General features: G+C 61.0%; 23 protein-coding genes. All 23 read left to right on the top strand.

The window, feature by feature from the left end; all coding sequences use genetic code 11:
- Positions 1–55: 55 nt before the first annotated feature.
- Positions 56–2,164: an elongation factor G gene (gene fusA, locus AC3FKH_RS25300; protein WP_483709650.1), complete on the top strand. Its 2,109-nt coding sequence runs from the start codon at positions 56–58 to the stop codon at positions 2,162–2,164.
- Positions 2,165–2,242: 78 nt separating this feature from the next.
- Entirely contained in the window at positions 2,243–3,433 is a 1,191-nt protein-coding gene (gene tuf / locus AC3FKH_RS25295; protein ID WP_464221500.1) for an elongation factor Tu, read from the top strand.
- Positions 3,434–3,511: 78 nt separating this feature from the next.
- Positions 3,512–3,820: a 30S ribosomal protein S10 gene (rpsJ, locus tag AC3FKH_RS25290; RefSeq protein WP_006160488.1), complete on the top strand. Its 309-nt coding sequence runs from the start codon at positions 3,512–3,514 to the stop codon at positions 3,818–3,820.
- A gap of 548 nt (positions 3,821–4,368) precedes the next feature.
- A complete protein-coding gene (gene rplC, locus AC3FKH_RS25285) occupies positions 4,369–5,019 on the top strand; it encodes a 50S ribosomal protein L3 (protein WP_483711562.1) in 651 nt (216 codons plus the stop codon).
- A gap of 12 nt (positions 5,020–5,031) precedes the next feature.
- Entirely contained in the window at positions 5,032–5,652 is a 621-nt protein-coding gene (gene rplD, locus AC3FKH_RS25280; RefSeq protein ID WP_483730593.1) for a 50S ribosomal protein L4, read from the top strand.
- Positions 5,649–5,963 (top strand): 50S ribosomal protein L23, encoded by a 315-nt coding sequence (rplW, locus tag AC3FKH_RS25275; RefSeq protein WP_006576245.1) that lies wholly within the window; start codon positions 5,649–5,651, stop codon positions 5,961–5,963. Before rplD ends, rplW begins: the two co-directional genes overlap by 4 nt.
- A gap of 2 nt (positions 5,964–5,965) precedes the next feature.
- Positions 5,966–6,796 carry a 50S ribosomal protein L2 gene (gene rplB / locus AC3FKH_RS25270; protein ID WP_483709648.1) on the top strand — a complete coding sequence of 277 codons (831 nt, stop codon included), beginning with the start codon at positions 5,966–5,968 and terminating at the stop codon, positions 6,794–6,796.
- A gap of 22 nt (positions 6,797–6,818) precedes the next feature.
- Positions 6,819–7,094: a 30S ribosomal protein S19 gene (gene rpsS / locus AC3FKH_RS25265; protein WP_483709647.1), complete on the top strand. Its 276-nt coding sequence runs from the start codon at positions 6,819–6,821 to the stop codon at positions 7,092–7,094.
- A gap of 9 nt (positions 7,095–7,103) precedes the next feature.
- Positions 7,104–7,433, top strand: coding sequence for a 50S ribosomal protein L22 (gene rplV, locus AC3FKH_RS25260; RefSeq protein ID WP_224081396.1), 330 nt, complete (start codon positions 7,104–7,106; stop codon positions 7,431–7,433).
- 9 nt (positions 7,434–7,442) lie between these two features.
- Positions 7,443–8,240 (top strand): 30S ribosomal protein S3, encoded by a 798-nt coding sequence (gene rpsC, locus AC3FKH_RS25255; RefSeq protein ID WP_483709646.1) that lies wholly within the window; start codon positions 7,443–7,445, stop codon positions 8,238–8,240.
- 2 nt (positions 8,241–8,242) lie between these two features.
- Positions 8,243–8,659, top strand: coding sequence for a 50S ribosomal protein L16 (gene rplP, locus AC3FKH_RS25250; RefSeq protein WP_010812391.1), 417 nt, complete (start codon positions 8,243–8,245; stop codon positions 8,657–8,659).
- An 11-nt stretch (positions 8,660–8,670) separates the two neighbouring features.
- Positions 8,671–8,865 (top strand): 50S ribosomal protein L29, encoded by a 195-nt coding sequence (gene rpmC / locus AC3FKH_RS25245; protein WP_483709644.1) that lies wholly within the window; start codon positions 8,671–8,673, stop codon positions 8,863–8,865.
- Positions 8,862–9,140, top strand: coding sequence for a 30S ribosomal protein S17 (rpsQ, locus tag AC3FKH_RS25240; protein ID WP_011299307.1), 279 nt, complete (start codon positions 8,862–8,864; stop codon positions 9,138–9,140). The genes rpmC and rpsQ overlap by 4 nt, the downstream gene beginning before the upstream one ends.
- A gap of 275 nt (positions 9,141–9,415) precedes the next feature.
- Positions 9,416–9,784: a 50S ribosomal protein L14 gene (gene rplN / locus AC3FKH_RS25235; RefSeq protein ID WP_019451025.1), complete on the top strand. Its 369-nt coding sequence runs from the start codon at positions 9,416–9,418 to the stop codon at positions 9,782–9,784.
- 9 nt (positions 9,785–9,793) lie between these two features.
- Positions 9,794–10,102 carry a 50S ribosomal protein L24 gene (rplX, locus tag AC3FKH_RS25230; protein ID WP_011299306.1) on the top strand — a complete coding sequence of 103 codons (309 nt, stop codon included), beginning with the start codon at positions 9,794–9,796 and terminating at the stop codon, positions 10,100–10,102.
- A gap of 25 nt (positions 10,103–10,127) precedes the next feature.
- Positions 10,128–10,670 (top strand): 50S ribosomal protein L5, encoded by a 543-nt coding sequence (gene rplE / locus AC3FKH_RS25225; RefSeq protein WP_211949839.1) that lies wholly within the window; start codon positions 10,128–10,130, stop codon positions 10,668–10,670.
- 9 nt (positions 10,671–10,679) lie between these two features.
- On the top strand, positions 10,680–10,985 hold the full coding sequence (gene rpsN / locus AC3FKH_RS25220; protein ID WP_483709643.1) for a 30S ribosomal protein S14: 306 nt from the start codon (positions 10,680–10,682) through the stop codon (positions 10,983–10,985).
- 27 nt (positions 10,986–11,012) lie between these two features.
- Entirely contained in the window at positions 11,013–11,408 is a 396-nt protein-coding gene (gene rpsH / locus AC3FKH_RS25215; RefSeq protein ID WP_010812384.1) for a 30S ribosomal protein S8, read from the top strand.
- A gap of 9 nt (positions 11,409–11,417) precedes the next feature.
- Positions 11,418–11,951 (top strand): 50S ribosomal protein L6, encoded by a 534-nt coding sequence (gene rplF / locus AC3FKH_RS25210; protein WP_171516800.1) that lies wholly within the window; start codon positions 11,418–11,420, stop codon positions 11,949–11,951.
- Positions 11,952–11,962: 11 nt separating this feature from the next.
- Positions 11,963–12,319, top strand: coding sequence for a 50S ribosomal protein L18 (gene rplR / locus AC3FKH_RS25205; RefSeq protein ID WP_211949841.1), 357 nt, complete (start codon positions 11,963–11,965; stop codon positions 12,317–12,319).
- A gap of 21 nt (positions 12,320–12,340) precedes the next feature.
- A complete protein-coding gene (rpsE, locus tag AC3FKH_RS25200; RefSeq protein ID WP_006160449.1) occupies positions 12,341–12,859 on the top strand; it encodes a 30S ribosomal protein S5 in 519 nt (172 codons plus the stop codon).
- Positions 12,860–12,869: 10 nt separating this feature from the next.
- Entirely contained in the window at positions 12,870–13,052 is a 183-nt protein-coding gene (gene rpmD, locus AC3FKH_RS25195; protein WP_010812381.1) for a 50S ribosomal protein L30, read from the top strand.
- A 22-nt stretch (positions 13,053–13,074) separates the two neighbouring features.
- Complete coding sequence (gene rplO / locus AC3FKH_RS25190; RefSeq protein WP_483709640.1) at positions 13,075–13,509, top strand: 50S ribosomal protein L15; 435 nt, start codon at positions 13,075–13,077, stop codon at positions 13,507–13,509.
- Positions 13,510–13,538 lie beyond the last annotated feature (29 nt).

The raw sequence follows: 13,538 nt of genomic DNA, 5'->3' as shown, positions 1-13,538 counted from the left end.
GTTAAGGGCGCGCGGCATGAGATGCCGGCGCCTCACGAACGAATAGAGGATTAAAGTGGCTCGTAAGACTCCTATTGAGCGCTACCGCAATATCGGTATTTCCGCTCACATTGACGCGGGTAAAACCACCACGACCGAACGTATCCTGTTCTACACCGGTGTGAACCACAAGATCGGTGAAGTGCACGACGGCGCGGCCACCATGGACTGGATGGAGCAGGAGCAGGAGCGTGGCATCACGATCACCTCCGCTGCGACGACTGCCTTCTGGAAGGGCATGGCGGGTAACTACCCCGAACACCGCTTCAACATCATCGACACCCCGGGACACGTGGACTTCACCATCGAGGTGGAGCGTTCCATGCGCGTGCTGGACGGCGCTTGCATGGTGTACTGCGCAGTGGGTGGCGTGCAGCCGCAGTCGGAAACCGTGTGGCGTCAGGCCAACAAGTACAAGGTTCCGCGTCTGGCGTTCGTCAACAAGATGGACCGTACCGGCGCGAACTTCTTCAAGGTCTACGACCAGCTGAAGACCCGCCTGAAGGCCAACCCGGTGCCCGTCGTGGTGCCGATCGGCGCTGAAGACGGCTTCCAGGGCGTTGTCGATCTGCTGGAAATGAAGGCGATCGTCTGGGACGAAGCCAGCCAGGGCGTGAAGTTCGAATACCAGGACATCCCGGCCGAGCTGCAGGACACCGCTGCCGAATGGCGCGAGAAGATGGTCGAGTCCGCCGCCGAAGCCAGCGAAGAGCTGATGGAAAAGTACCTGGGCGGCGAAGAGCTGACCCGCGCCGAGATCGTCAAGGCGCTGCGTGACCGTACCATCGCCTGCGAAATCCAGCCGATGCTGTGCGGCACCGCGTTCAAGAACAAGGGCGTGCAGCGTATGCTCGACGCCGTCATCGACTTCCTGCCGTCGCCGGTCGACATTCCGCCGGTTACGGGCACGGACGAAGACGACAGCGAGAAGAAGCTCGAGCGCAAGGCTGACGACACCGAAAAGTTCTCGGCACTGGCGTTCAAGATCATGACCGACCCGTTCGTGGGTCAGCTGATCTTCTTCCGCGTCTATTCGGGCAAGATCAACTCGGGCGACACCGTCTACAACCCGGTCAAGGGCAAGAAGGAACGCCTGGGTCGTATTCTGCAGATGCACGCCAACCAGCGCGAAGAAATCAAGGAAGTGCTGGCCGGCGACATCGCCGCTGCAGTGGGTCTGAAGGACGCCACCACGGGCGACACGCTGTGCGATCCGGCTGCACCGATCGTGCTCGAGCGCATGGTGTTCCCGGAGCCGGTGATCTCGCAGGCTGTCGAGCCGAAGACCAAGGCTGACCAGGAAAAGATGGGCATCGCCCTGAACCGCCTGGCCGCTGAAGATCCGTCGTTCCGCGTGCGTACCGATGAAGAATCGGGCCAGACCATCATTTCGGGCATGGGCGAGCTCCACCTCGAAATTCTGGTCGACCGCATGAAGCGCGAATTCGGCGTGGAAGCCAACATCGGCGCGCCGCAAGTGGCCTACCGCGAAACCATTCGCAAGACGGCCGAAGGCGTCGAAGGCAAGTTCGTCAAGCAGTCGGGCGGCCGCGGCCAGTACGGTCACGCTGTCATCACGCTGGAACCGCAAGAGCCGGGCAAGGGCTTCGAGTTCATCGACGCCATCAAGGGCGGTGTGATTCCTCGCGAGTACATCCCGGCAGTCGAAAAGGGTATCGTCGACACGCTGCCGAACGGCATCCTGGCCGGCTTCCCGGTGGTGGACGTGAAGGTCACGCTGACGTTCGGTTCGTACCACGACGTGGACTCGAACGAAAACGCGTTCCGCATGGCCGGCTCGATGGCTTTCAAGGAAGCCATGCGCAAGGCCAGCCCGGTTCTGCTCGAGCCGATGATGGCCGTGGAAGTGGAAACGCCGGAAGACTACACCGGTACCGTGATGGGCGACCTGTCGTCCCGCCGCGGCATCGTGCAGGGCATGGACGACATGGTGGGCGGCGGCAAGATCATCAAGGCCGAAGTCCCGCTGTCGGAAATGTTCGGTTATTCCACGTCGCTGCGCTCGGCCACGCAAGGCCGCGCCACGTACACGATGGAATTCAAGCACTACGCTGAAGCACCGAAGAACATCGCCGAAGCCGTGATGACGGCCAAGGGCAAGTAATTGGAAGTTCGCCGCCGCGCCAGCCGGTGCGGCGGCGCGATGAAACAACAAGATTGCATTCCTATCAGGAGCTGAAAAATGGCAAAGGAAAAGTTCGAGCGGACCAAGCCGCACGTGAACGTTGGTACGATTGGTCACGTTGACCATGGCAAGACCACGCTGACCGCAGCGATTGCCACGGTGCTGGCAGCGAAGTTTGGCGGTGCCGCCAAGAAGTACGACGAAATCGACGCAGCGCCGGAAGAAAAGGCACGCGGTATTACCATCAATACCGCCCACGTCGAGTACGAAACGGCCAACCGCCACTACGCGCACGTTGACTGCCCGGGCCACGCCGACTACGTGAAGAACATGATCACGGGTGCTGCCCAGATGGACGGCGCGATCCTGGTTTGCTCGGCCGCTGACGGCCCGATGCCGCAAACGCGCGAGCACATCCTGCTGGCCCGCCAGGTTGGCGTGCCGTACATCATCGTGTTCCTGAACAAGTGCGACATGGTGGACGACGCTGAACTGCTCGAGCTGGTCGAGATGGAAGTTCGCGAGCTGCTGTCGAAGTACGAGTTCCCCGGCGACGACACCCCGATCATCAAGGGTTCGGCCAAGCTGGCGCTGGAAGGCGACAAGGGCGAGCTGGGCGAAGTGGCCATCATGAACCTGGCCGACGCGCTGGACACCTACATCCCGACGCCGGAGCGCGCCGTGGACGGTACGTTCCTGATGCCGGTGGAAGACGTGTTCTCGATCTCGGGTCGCGGCACCGTGGTGACCGGCCGTATCGAGCGTGGCGTGATCAAGGTCGGCGAAGAAATCGAAATCGTTGGTATCAAGCCGACGGTCAAGACCACCTGCACCGGCGTGGAAATGTTCCGCAAGCTGCTGGACCAGGGCCAGGCTGGCGACAACGTCGGTCTGCTGCTGCGCGGCACCAAGCGTGAAGACGTCGAGCGCGGCCAGGTGCTGTGCAAGCCGGGTTCGATCAAGCCGCACACCCACTTCACCGGCGAGGTGTACATTCTGTCGAAGGACGAAGGTGGCCGTCACACCCCGTTCTTCAACAACTACCGCCCGCAGTTCTACTTCCGTACCACCGACGTGACCGGCTCGATCGAGCTGCCGGCGGACAAGGAAATGGTGATGCCGGGTGACAACGTGTCGATCACCGTCAAGCTGATCGCCCCGATCGCCATGGAAGAAGGCCTGCGCTTCGCAATCCGCGAAGGTGGCCGTACCGTCGGCGCCGGCGTCGTGGCAAAGATCCTCGACTAAGCAACTTCCTGGGACATGCCCGCGGGCATGTCCCCTTTGATCCGGGCACATTGCCCATCGCTCTTTTAAGGAAATATCATGCAGAACCAGAAGATTCGTATCCGCCTGAAGGCTTTCGACTATCGCCTGATCGACCAGTCGGCAGCCGAAATCGTGGATACCGCCAAGCGTACCGGCGCGATCGTCAAGGGCCCGGTGCCCCTGCCGACCCGCATCCAGCGCTTTGACATCCTGCGTTCGCCGCACGTCAACAAGACCAGCCGTGATCAGTTCGAGATCCGCACTCACCAGCGCCTGATGGACATCGTCGACCCGACCGACAAGACCGTCGACGCGCTGATGAAGCTCGACCTGCCGGCAGGTGTGGACGTCGAGATCAAGGTGTAATGGCTTCGGGCCGCCCGCGGCCCGGTGCAGAAAGAAACGGCGAACTTCGGTTCGCCGTTTTTGTTTCTCGGGACGGCAGCGCCCCTTGCCTGAGAGCCGCCGGTGGACATCTGTCATCATGAAGGGCAGGGGTAGCCGCGCACGGCGACGCTGATGGCACGTTGGACCGAAAGCGAAGGCAAGTAAAGGCCCGCGCTTGCCCTGGTATCACTTGTTCCAGGGCGGAGATTTCGGCGCCCTCGCCGCCTGAACGGAGCGCTTCGGCGGCTATCGCGCCTTAGAAAGTCTGCTTCGCGACGCAATTTCCCCGGATACTGTGGTTGAAGCCGCAATTCCCGGCGGAATTCGGCAATTCATGTTGCCCTTTCCAAGGCAGTGGGATATAGTGTAAGGCTACCCGTTTATCCGGGTGGTGGGTTGGCCGTGTTGGCCTCGCGCAGTCTTCTTTAGCGCAGCCCTTTTTAAGCGCAAATGCAGCGCAACTGCGCAAACACAGTTTTCGTGTATCAATCAGCCCCGGCCAATCGCAGCTGGGAATGGAGCAAACCATGAGCCTAGGCCTTGTAGGTCGCAAGGTTGGCATGACCCGTATTTTCACGGACGACGGTGATTCGATTCCCGTTACCGTGGTCGAGGTCGGCGACAACCGCGTGACGCAAATCAAGACGGACGAGACCGACGGTTATACCGCCGTTCAAGTCACCTTCGGCGCCCGACGCGCAAGCCGCGTTACCAAGCCGCTGGCGGGTCACCTCGCCAAAGCCGGTGTGGAAGCTGGCGAAATCATCCGCGAATTCCGTATCGATGCAGCCAAGGCTGCCGAACTGCAAGCTGGCGGTTCGCTGTCGGTCGACCTGTTCGAAGTCGGTCAGAAGATCGACGTGCAGGGTGTGACGATCGGTAAGGGCTACGCCGGTACCATCAAGCGTCACCACTTCGCATCCGGCCGTGCCACCCACGGTAACTCGCGCTCGCACAACGTGCCGGGCTCGATCGGTATGGCGCAGGATCCGGGCCGCGTGTTCCCGGGTAAGCGCATGACCGGTCACCTGGGCGATGCCACCCGCACCGTGCAGAACCTGGAGATCGCCAAGATCGACGCAGAGCGCAAGCTGCTGCTGGTCAAGGGCGCGATCCCTGGCTCCAAGGGCGGCAAGGTCATCGTTACCCCGGCCGTCAAGGCCAAAGCCAAAGCTTAAGGAGCGGAAGCAATGGAACTCAAGCTCCTCCAGGACAATGGCCAGATCGGCGCGGGCGTAGACGCCTCTGCCGAAGTGTTCGGCCGTGACTACAACGAGGCCCTCGTTCACCAGATCGTCGTCGCTTACCAGGCCAACGCTCGCAGCGGTAACCGTAAGCAGAAGGATCGTGAAGAGGTCAAGCACACGACCAAGAAGCCGTGGCGCCAGAAGGGTACGGGCCGTGCTCGTGCCGGTATGTCGTCCTCGCCGCTGTGGCGTGGGGGTGGTCGTATCTTCCCGAATTCGCCGGAAGAGAACTTCACCCAGAAGGTCAACAAGAAGATGTTCCGTGCCGGTATGCGCTCGATTTACTCGCAGCTCGCACGTGAAGGCCGTATCAATGTGGTGGACGGTTTCACCGTCGACGCGCCCAAGACCAAGCTCTTGGCCGACAAGTTCAAGGCCATGGGCCTGGACTCGGTGCTGATCATCACCGACAGCCTCGACGAAAACCTCTACCTGGCTTCGCGCAACCTGCCGCACGTGGCAGTTGTCGAGCCGCGCCAGGCTGACCCGCTGTCGCTCGTGCACTACAAGAAAGTGCTGGTGACCAAGGCGGCCGTCGCGCAGATCGAGGAGTTGCTGAAATGACGCAAGTAGCCAAGAACGATCATCGTTTGATGCAGGTGCTGCTCGCGCCGGTGGTTTCCGAAAAGGCAACCCTGGTCGCCGACAAGAACGAACAAGTCGTGTTCGAAGTGGCTCGCGATGCCAACAAGGCAGAAGTGAAGGCCGCCGTCGAACTGCTGTTCAAGGTCGAGGTGCAGTCCGTTCAGATCCTGAACCAGAAGGGCAAGCAAAAGCGCTTTGGCCGTTTCATGGGGCGTCGCAACCACGTGAAGAAGGCCTACGTTTCGCTGAAGCCGGGTCAGGAAATCAATTTTGAAGCGGAGGCCAAGTAATCATGGCACTCGTCAAGACCAAGCCGACTTCCCCGGGTCGTCGCTCGATGGTGAAGGTGGTCAACAAAGACCTTCACAAGGGCGCACCCCACGCTCCGCTGCTGGAAAAGCAATTCCAGAAGTCGGGCCGTAACAACAACGGTCATATCACCACCCGCCACAAGGGCGGTGGTCATAAGCACCACTACCGCGTGGTCGACTTCAAGCGCAACGACAAGGACGGCATCGCCGCCAAGGTCGAGCGCCTGGAATACGATCCGAACCGCAGCGCGAACATTGCGCTGGTGCTGTTCGCCGACGGCGAGCGCCGCTACATCATCGCGACCAAGGGCATGATTGCCGGTCAGGCGCTGATGAACGGTGCAGAAGCCCCGATCAAGGCTGGCAACAACCTGCCGATCCGCAACATTCCGGTTGGTACCACGATCAACAACGTGGAAATCATGCCGGGCAAGGGCGCTCAGGTTGCCCGTGCCGCTGGCGGCTCCGCCGTGCTGCTGGCTCGTGAAGGTCTGTACGCCCAGGTGCGTCTGCGCTCCGGTGAAGTGCGTCGCGTGCATATCGAATGCCGCGCCACCATCGGTGAAGTGGGCAACGAAGAGCACAGCCTGCGCGTCATCGGCAAGGCCGGTGCGACCCGTTGGCGCGGTATCCGCCCGACGGTCCGCGGCGTTGTGATGAACCCGGTCGACCACCCGCACGGTGGTGGTGAGGGCAAGACCGCTGCTGGTCGCGATCCTGTGTCGCCGTGGGGTACCCCGGCCAAGGGCTACCGCACCCGCAGCAACAAGCGCACGGACAGCATGATCGTCCAGAAGCGCCACAAGCGCTAATCGGTAGGTAGGAGCTAAAGATATGACTCGTTCCGCTAAAAAGGGTCCGTTCTGCGACGCCCACCTGCTGAAGAAGGTGGAAGCGGCTGTAGGCGGCAAGGACAAGAAGCCCATTAAGACATGGTCGCGCCGCTCGACCATCATGCCGGATTTCATTGGCCTGACGATCGCCGTGCACAACGGCCGTCAACACGTGCCGGTGTATGTCACGGAAAACATGGTTGGCCACAAGCTCGGCGAATTTGCGCTCACCCGCACGTTCAAGGGCCACGCGGCTGACAAGAAAGCGAAGAGGTAAGGTGCCATCATGGAAGTGAAAGCGATTCATCGCGGTGCCCGCATCTCCGCCCAGAAGACGCGCCTGGTCGCTGACCAGATCCGTGGTCTGCCGATCGAGCGCGCGCTCAACGTCCTGGCCTTCAGCCCGAAAAAGGCTGCCGGGATCGTGAAGAAGGTGGTCGAATCGGCCATCGCCAACGCCGAGCACAACGAAGGCGCCGACATCGACGAACTCAAGGTCAAATCGATCTACGTCGACAAGGCAACCTCGCTCAAGCGCTTCACGGCACGGGCTAAGGGCCGCGGCAACCGCATCGAGAAACAAACTTGTCACATCACTGTGACGCTCGGCAACTAAGGAGTCACGATGGGACAGAAGATTCATCCGACTGGCTTCCGTCTGGCCGTCAGCCGTAACTGGGCTTCGCGTTGGTACGCCAACAACACGAAGTTCGCCGGCATGCTGAAGGAAGACATCGAAGTTCGGGACTTCCTGAAGAAGAAGCTGAAGAACGCATCGGTTGGCCGCGTGGTCATCGAGCGTCCGGCCCGCAATGCACGCATCACCATTTACAGCTCGCGTCCGGGCGTGGTGATCGGCAAGAAGGGCGAGGACATCGAACTGCTGAAGGCTGAACTGCAGCGTCGCATGGGCGTGCCCGTGCACGTGAACATCGAGGAAATCCGCAAGCCGGAAACCGATGCTCAGCTGATCGCTGACTCGATCACCCAGCAGCTCGAACGCCGCATCATGTTCCGCCGCGCCATGAAGCGCGCCATGCAGAACGCCATGCGTCTGGGCGCCCAGGGCATCAAGATCATGAGCGCCGGCCGTCTGAACGGTATCGAAATCGCACGTACCGAGTGGTACCGCGAAGGCCGTGTGCCCCTGCACACCCTGCGCGCCGACATCGACTACGGCTTCTCCGAAGCAGAAACCACCTACGGCATCATCGGTGTCAAGGTGTGGGTCTACAAGGGTGATCACCTCGGCCGCAATGACGCGCCGGTGGTGGAAGAGCCGCAAGACGACCGTCGTCGTCGTCCGGGTCGTCCGGAAGGCCGCCGCCGTGAAGGCGAAGGCCGCCCGGGTGGCAACCGTCGCGGTGGCGCCGGTGCCGGTCGCCGCGCTGCGCCTGGCGCAGATGCGAAGAGTGGAGAATAACGATGCTGCAACCTAAGCGCAGAAAGTACCGCAAGGAGCAGAAAGGCCGCAACACGGGTAAGGCTACCCGTGGCAACGCCGTGTCTTTCGGCGAATTCGGCCTGAAGGCCATGGGCCGTGGCCGCCTGACCGCTCGTCAGATCGAGTCGGCACGTCGTGCGATGACCCGTCACATCAAGCGTGGCGGCCGCATCTGGATCCGTATCTTCCCGGACAAGCCGATCTCGAAGAAGCCCGCCGAAGTCCGTATGGGTAACGGCAAGGGCAATCCGGAGTACTACGTGGCTGAAATCCAGCCGGGCAAGATGCTCTACGAGATGGATGGTGTGAGCGAAGATCTGGCACGTGAGGCGTTCCGCCTCGCCGCTGCCAAGCTGCCGATCGCCACCAATTTCGTGGTGCGCCAGGTCGGGACGTAAGGAGAGCAGGGATGAAAGCATCCGAACTTCGCGGCAAGGACGCCGCAGGCCTGAACCAGGAGCTCTCCGAGCTGCTGAAGGCCCAATTTAGCCTGCGCATGCAAAAGGCAACCCAACAGCTGCAGAATTCCAGCCAGCTGAAGAAGGTTCGCAAGGACATCGCGCGAGTGCAAACCGTGCTGACTGAAAAGGCGAACGCGAAATGACTGAAGCTGCAAAAACGGAAACGTCGCTTCGCCGCACCCTCGTCGGTCGTGTGGTAAGCGACAAGATGGACAAGACCGTCACGGTCTTGGTTGAAAACCGCGTCAAGCACCCCCTGTACGGCAAGTACGTGCTGCGTTCCAAGAAGTACCACGCACACGACGAAGCCAACCAGTACAAGGAAGGCGACAAGGTCGAAATCCAGGAAGGCCGTCCGCTGTCGCGGACCAAGTCCTGGGTGGTTTCCCGGCTGGTAGAGGCTGCACGCGTCATCTAAGAACCACACGTTCTTAGCTTGACTTGCAAGTCCAGGATTATGTAGCTATAATCCTGGACTTCCGCTTTATTGCGTTCGCCTTAGTTGTACCACCCGGGCGGACCTGTTGAGCGAGCCAGGGCCAGGTGGCCCGACGTCAGTCGGGAGTGCCAGGTTCCTACCGACTCAAAGTTGATCAACCCATACGGAGCTGGCGCAAAGCCGGAGCCTACGGGACCAAGACTGACCGGCAGGCGCTTTTGCACCTGGCGGATTAAGTTGGGAAGACAAACACCATGATTCAGACAGAAAGCCGGCTCGAAGTGGCCGATAACACTGGTGCGCGCGAAGTGCTGTGCATCAAAGTGCTGGGTGGGTCCAAGCGCCGCTACGCGAGCGTGGGCGACATCATCAAGGTGACCGTCAAGGACGCAGCGCCTCGCGGTCGCGTGAAGAAGGGCGACATCTACAACGCCGTTGTCGTGCGTACTGCCAAGGGCGTCCGCCGTGCAGACGGTTCGCTCGTCAAGTTCGACAGCAATGCCGCCGTCCTGCTGAACAACAAGCTCGAGCCGATCGGCACCCGTATCTTCGGGCCGGTGACTCGTGAACTCCGTACCGAGCGCTTCATGAAGATCGTGTCGCTCGCTCCGGAAGTGCTGTAAGGAGCCGACATGAACAAGATTCGCAAGGGCGACGAAGTCATCGTCCTGACCGGCAAAGACAAGGGCAAGCGCGGTACCGTGCAAGCCGTGCTCGGCGACAAGGTTGCAGTGGAAGGCGTGAACGTTGCGAAGAAGCACGCCCGCCCGAACCCGATGCTGGGCACCACCGGTGGCGTGGTCGACAAGGTCATGCCGCTGCATATTTCCAACGTTGCGCTCGTGGATGCCAATGGCAAGCCGTCGCGCGTCGGCATCAAGGTGGAAGACGGCAAGCGCGTGCGCGTGCTGAAGACCACCGGCGCCGTCGTGGCAGCTTGATTCTGGGCACGTTTAGGAGTTGAGCATGGCAGCACGTCTGCAAGAGTTCTACAAAGATAAGGTTGTGCCGAAGCTGATCGAGCAGTTCGGTTACAAGTCGGTCATGGAAGTGCCGCGCATCACCAAGATCACCCTGAACATGGGTCTTGGCGAAGCCATCAATGACAAGAAGATCATTGAAAACGCCGTTGGCGACCTGACCAAGATCGCTGGTCAGAAGCCCGTGGTGACGAAGGCCAAGAAGGCCATCGCCGGCTTCAAGATCCGCCAGGGCTACCCCATCGGTGCGATGGTGACCCTGCGTGGCGAGCGCATGTTCGAATTCCTCGATCGTTTCGTCACCGTGGCCCTGCCGCGCGTGCGTGACTTCCGTGGTGTGTCGGGCCGTTCGTTCGACGGTCGTGGCAACTACAACATCGGTGTGAAAGAGCAGATCATTTTCCCCGAAATCGAGTACGACAAGATCGACGCACTGCGTGGTCTGAACATCAGCATCACGACGACGGCAAAGAACGACGAGGAAGCCAAGGCACTCCTCGGTGCGTTCAAGTTCCCGTTCCGCAATTAAGGGGTAACCGTGGCTAAACTGGCTCTGATTGAACGTGAGAAGAAGCGCGCCAAGCTGGTGGCGAAGTATGCCGCCAAGCGCGCCAACCTCAAGGCCATTATTGACGACCAAGAAAAGTCGGAAGAAGAGCGTTATATGGCGCGCCTGGAGCTGCAACAGCTCCCGCGCAACGCGAACCCGACCCGCCAGCGTAACCGCTGCGCGATCACCGGTCGTCCCCGCGGTACCTTCCGCAAGTTTGGCCTGGCGCGTAACAAGATCCGCGAAATCGCCTTCAAGGGCGAAATCCCGGGTCTGACGAAAGCCAGCTGGTAATTACGCACAGGCTACAGGAGAAACAGTATGAGCATGAGCGATCCTATCGCCGATATGCTGACGCGCATCCGCAACGCCCAGGGCGTGCAGAAAGCGTCGGTTGTCATGCCGTCGTCGAAGCTGAAAGTGGCAATCGCCAAGGTCCTGAAGGACGAAGGCTACATCGACGACTACGCCGTCCAGGAAGATGGCGGCAAGGCACAACTGAGCATCGGCCTCAAGTACTACGCCGGCCGTCCGGTGATCGAGCGCATCGAACGCGTCTCGAAGCCCGGCCTGCGCGTGTACAAGGGCCGCAGCGACATCCCGCAAGTGATGAACGGCCTCGGTGTGGCGATCATCTCGACCCCGCAGGGTCTGATGACCGACCGCAAGGCTCGCGCCACTGGCGTGGGTGGCGAAGTTCTCTGCTACGTCGCTTAAGGAGAGAACATGTCCCGTGTAGGTAAGGCTCCCATCGCGCTGCCCAAAGGCGCGGAAGTGAATGTGGCAGCTGGCGTGCTCTCCGTGAAGGGTCCGCTGGGTACGCTGTCGCAACCGATTCACAGCCTGGTCAAGGTCAATGTCGAGAACGACACGCTGACCTTCGCACCGGCTGACGAGTCGCGTGAAGCAAACGCCCTGCAAGGCACCATGCGCGCCCTGGCGGCAAACATGGTCAAGGGTGTGACCACCGGTTTCGAGCGCAAGCTGAACCTCGTTGGCGTGGGCTACCGTGCCCAGCTGCAAGGCGCTGCGCTGAAGCTCCAGCTTGGTTTCTCGCACGACGTGATCCATGAGATGCCGGAAGGCGTAACGGCTACGACGCCGACGCAGACCGAGATCATCATCAAGGGTGCGGACAAGCAGAAAGTCGGTCAGGTTGCCGCGGAAGTTCGCGCGTACCGTCCGCCTGAGCCCTACAAGGGCAAGGGTGTTCGCTACAGCGACGAGCGCGTCATCCTGAAGGAAACCAAGAAGAAGTAAGGGGTGCAATGATGAACAAGAAAGACGCTCGTTTGCGCCGTGCACGTCAGACCCGCGCCAAGATCGCGGAGATGAAAGTCAATCGTCTGACCGTGTTCCGTACGAATTCGCATATTTACGCCCAGGTCTTCTCGGAGTGCGGCACCAAGGTGCTGGCTTCGGCTTCGACCGCAGAGGTGGAAGTGCGCAAGGAACTGGATGGCAAGGGCGCTACCGCCGCTGCCGCTACCGCAGTGGGCAAGCGCATCGCCGAGAAGGCGAAGGCTGCCGGCGTGGAAACCGTCGCGTTCGATCGCGCCGGCTTCCGTTTCCATGGCCGCGTGAAGGCCCTGGCAGACGCCGCCCGCGAAGCCGGCCTGAAGTTCTAAGCGCATAAAGAGAGATACGTCATGGCAAAGATGCAAGCAAAAGTCCAACAGGACGAACGCGACGACGGCCTCCGCGAGAAGATGATCTCGGTCAACCGTGTCACCAAGGTGGTGAAGGGTGGCCGGATTCTCGGTTTCGCAGCGCTGACCGTGGTTGGTGACGGCGATGGCCGCATCGGCATGGGCAAGGGCAAGGCCAAGGAAGTGCCGGTGGCAGTTCAGAAGGCAATGGACGAAGCCCGTCGCAAGATGGTCAAGGTCTCGCTGAAGAACGGCACGCTGCAACACGAAGTCGTTGGCAAGCATGGCGCCGCCAAGGTGCTGATGATGCCCGCGAAGGAAGGTACCGGCGTGATCGCCGGTGGCCCGATGCGCGCGATCTTCGAAGTGATGGGCGTCACCAACGTGGTGACCAAGTCGCACGGCTCCACCAACCCGTACAACATGGTTCGCGCCACGCTGGACGGCCTTCAGAAGATGAGCACGCCGGGCGAAATCGCCGCCAAGCGTGGCAAGTCGGTCGAAGACATCCTGGGTTAAGGTGAACGCAATGTCGCAGAAAACCGTAAAAGTGCAACTCGTGCGCAGCCTCATCGGCACGCGCGAGGATCATCGCGCCACCGTGCGTGGTCTGGGCCTGCGCCGCATCAACTCGGTGTCGGAGCTGCAGGACACGCCCGCCGTGCGCGGCATGATCAACAAGGTCTCGTACCTGGTCAAGGTTCTGGCCTGATACCGGGACTTCGGAGAGCAAGATGCAACTGAACAACCTGAAACCGGCCGCCGGTTCGAAGCACGCCAAGCGTCGCGTCGGCCGCGGTATCGGCTCCGGCCTGGGCAAGACTGCCGGTCGCGGTCACAAGGGTCAGAAGTCGCGTTCGGGCGGCTTCCACAAGGTGGGCTTCGAAGGCGGTCAAATGCCGCTGTATCGTCGTCTGCCGAAGCGCGGCTTCACGTCGCTGACCAAGGCCTTCACGGCCGAAGTCTCGCTGCGTGACATCGAGCGCCTGGAAGCGACCGAAGTCGACCTGCTGGTCCTGAAGCAAGCTGGCCTGGTAGGCGAGCTGGTCAAGAGCGCCAAGGTCATCAAGGCCGGTGAACTGACCCGCAAGGTGTCGATCAAGGGTCTGGGCGCCACCGCTGGCGCCAAGGCAGCGATCGAAGCCGCCGGCGGCCAGATCGCAGCCTGACAGGCATTTATCGCAGCATAGGCAGTCAT

It is taken from the genome of Cupriavidus sp. 21MJTG02-4 (assembly GCF_057798975.1).
The sequence above is the reverse complement of the archived record's forward strand: the minus strand, read 5'-3'. Positions and strand labels throughout refer to the sequence as shown.

Coding starts and splice junctions, on each gene's coding strand:
- tuf (WP_464221500.1), top strand. CDS start 2,243: ATGGCAAAGGAAAAGTTCGAGCGGACCAAGCCGCACGTGAACGTTGGT.
- rpsJ (WP_006160488.1), top strand. CDS start 3,512: ATGCAGAACCAGAAGATTCGTATCCGCCTGAAGGCTTTCGACTATCGC.
- rplC (WP_483711562.1), top strand. CDS start 4,369: ATGAGCCTAGGCCTTGTAGGTCGCAAGGTTGGCATGACCCGTATTTTC.
- rplD (WP_483730593.1), top strand. CDS start 5,032: ATGGAACTCAAGCTCCTCCAGGACAATGGCCAGATCGGCGCGGGCGTA.
- rplW (WP_006576245.1), top strand. CDS start 5,649: ATGACGCAAGTAGCCAAGAACGATCATCGTTTGATGCAGGTGCTGCTC.
- rplB (WP_483709648.1), top strand. CDS start 5,966: ATGGCACTCGTCAAGACCAAGCCGACTTCCCCGGGTCGTCGCTCGATG.
- rpsS (WP_483709647.1), top strand. CDS start 6,819: ATGACTCGTTCCGCTAAAAAGGGTCCGTTCTGCGACGCCCACCTGCTG.
- rplV (WP_224081396.1), top strand. CDS start 7,104: ATGGAAGTGAAAGCGATTCATCGCGGTGCCCGCATCTCCGCCCAGAAG.
- rpsC (WP_483709646.1), top strand. CDS start 7,443: ATGGGACAGAAGATTCATCCGACTGGCTTCCGTCTGGCCGTCAGCCGT.
- rplP (WP_010812391.1), top strand. CDS start 8,243: ATGCTGCAACCTAAGCGCAGAAAGTACCGCAAGGAGCAGAAAGGCCGC.
- rpmC (WP_483709644.1), top strand. CDS start 8,671: ATGAAAGCATCCGAACTTCGCGGCAAGGACGCCGCAGGCCTGAACCAG.
- rpsQ (WP_011299307.1), top strand. CDS start 8,862: ATGACTGAAGCTGCAAAAACGGAAACGTCGCTTCGCCGCACCCTCGTC.
- rplN (WP_019451025.1), top strand. CDS start 9,416: ATGATTCAGACAGAAAGCCGGCTCGAAGTGGCCGATAACACTGGTGCG.
- rplX (WP_011299306.1), top strand. CDS start 9,794: ATGAACAAGATTCGCAAGGGCGACGAAGTCATCGTCCTGACCGGCAAA.
- rplE (WP_211949839.1), top strand. CDS start 10,128: ATGGCAGCACGTCTGCAAGAGTTCTACAAAGATAAGGTTGTGCCGAAG.
- rpsH (WP_010812384.1), top strand. CDS start 11,013: ATGAGCATGAGCGATCCTATCGCCGATATGCTGACGCGCATCCGCAAC.
- rplF (WP_171516800.1), top strand. CDS start 11,418: ATGTCCCGTGTAGGTAAGGCTCCCATCGCGCTGCCCAAAGGCGCGGAA.
- rplR (WP_211949841.1), top strand. CDS start 11,963: ATGAACAAGAAAGACGCTCGTTTGCGCCGTGCACGTCAGACCCGCGCC.
- rpsE (WP_006160449.1), top strand. CDS start 12,341: ATGGCAAAGATGCAAGCAAAAGTCCAACAGGACGAACGCGACGACGGC.
- rpmD (WP_010812381.1), top strand. CDS start 12,870: ATGTCGCAGAAAACCGTAAAAGTGCAACTCGTGCGCAGCCTCATCGGC.
- rplO (WP_483709640.1), top strand. CDS start 13,075: ATGCAACTGAACAACCTGAAACCGGCCGCCGGTTCGAAGCACGCCAAG.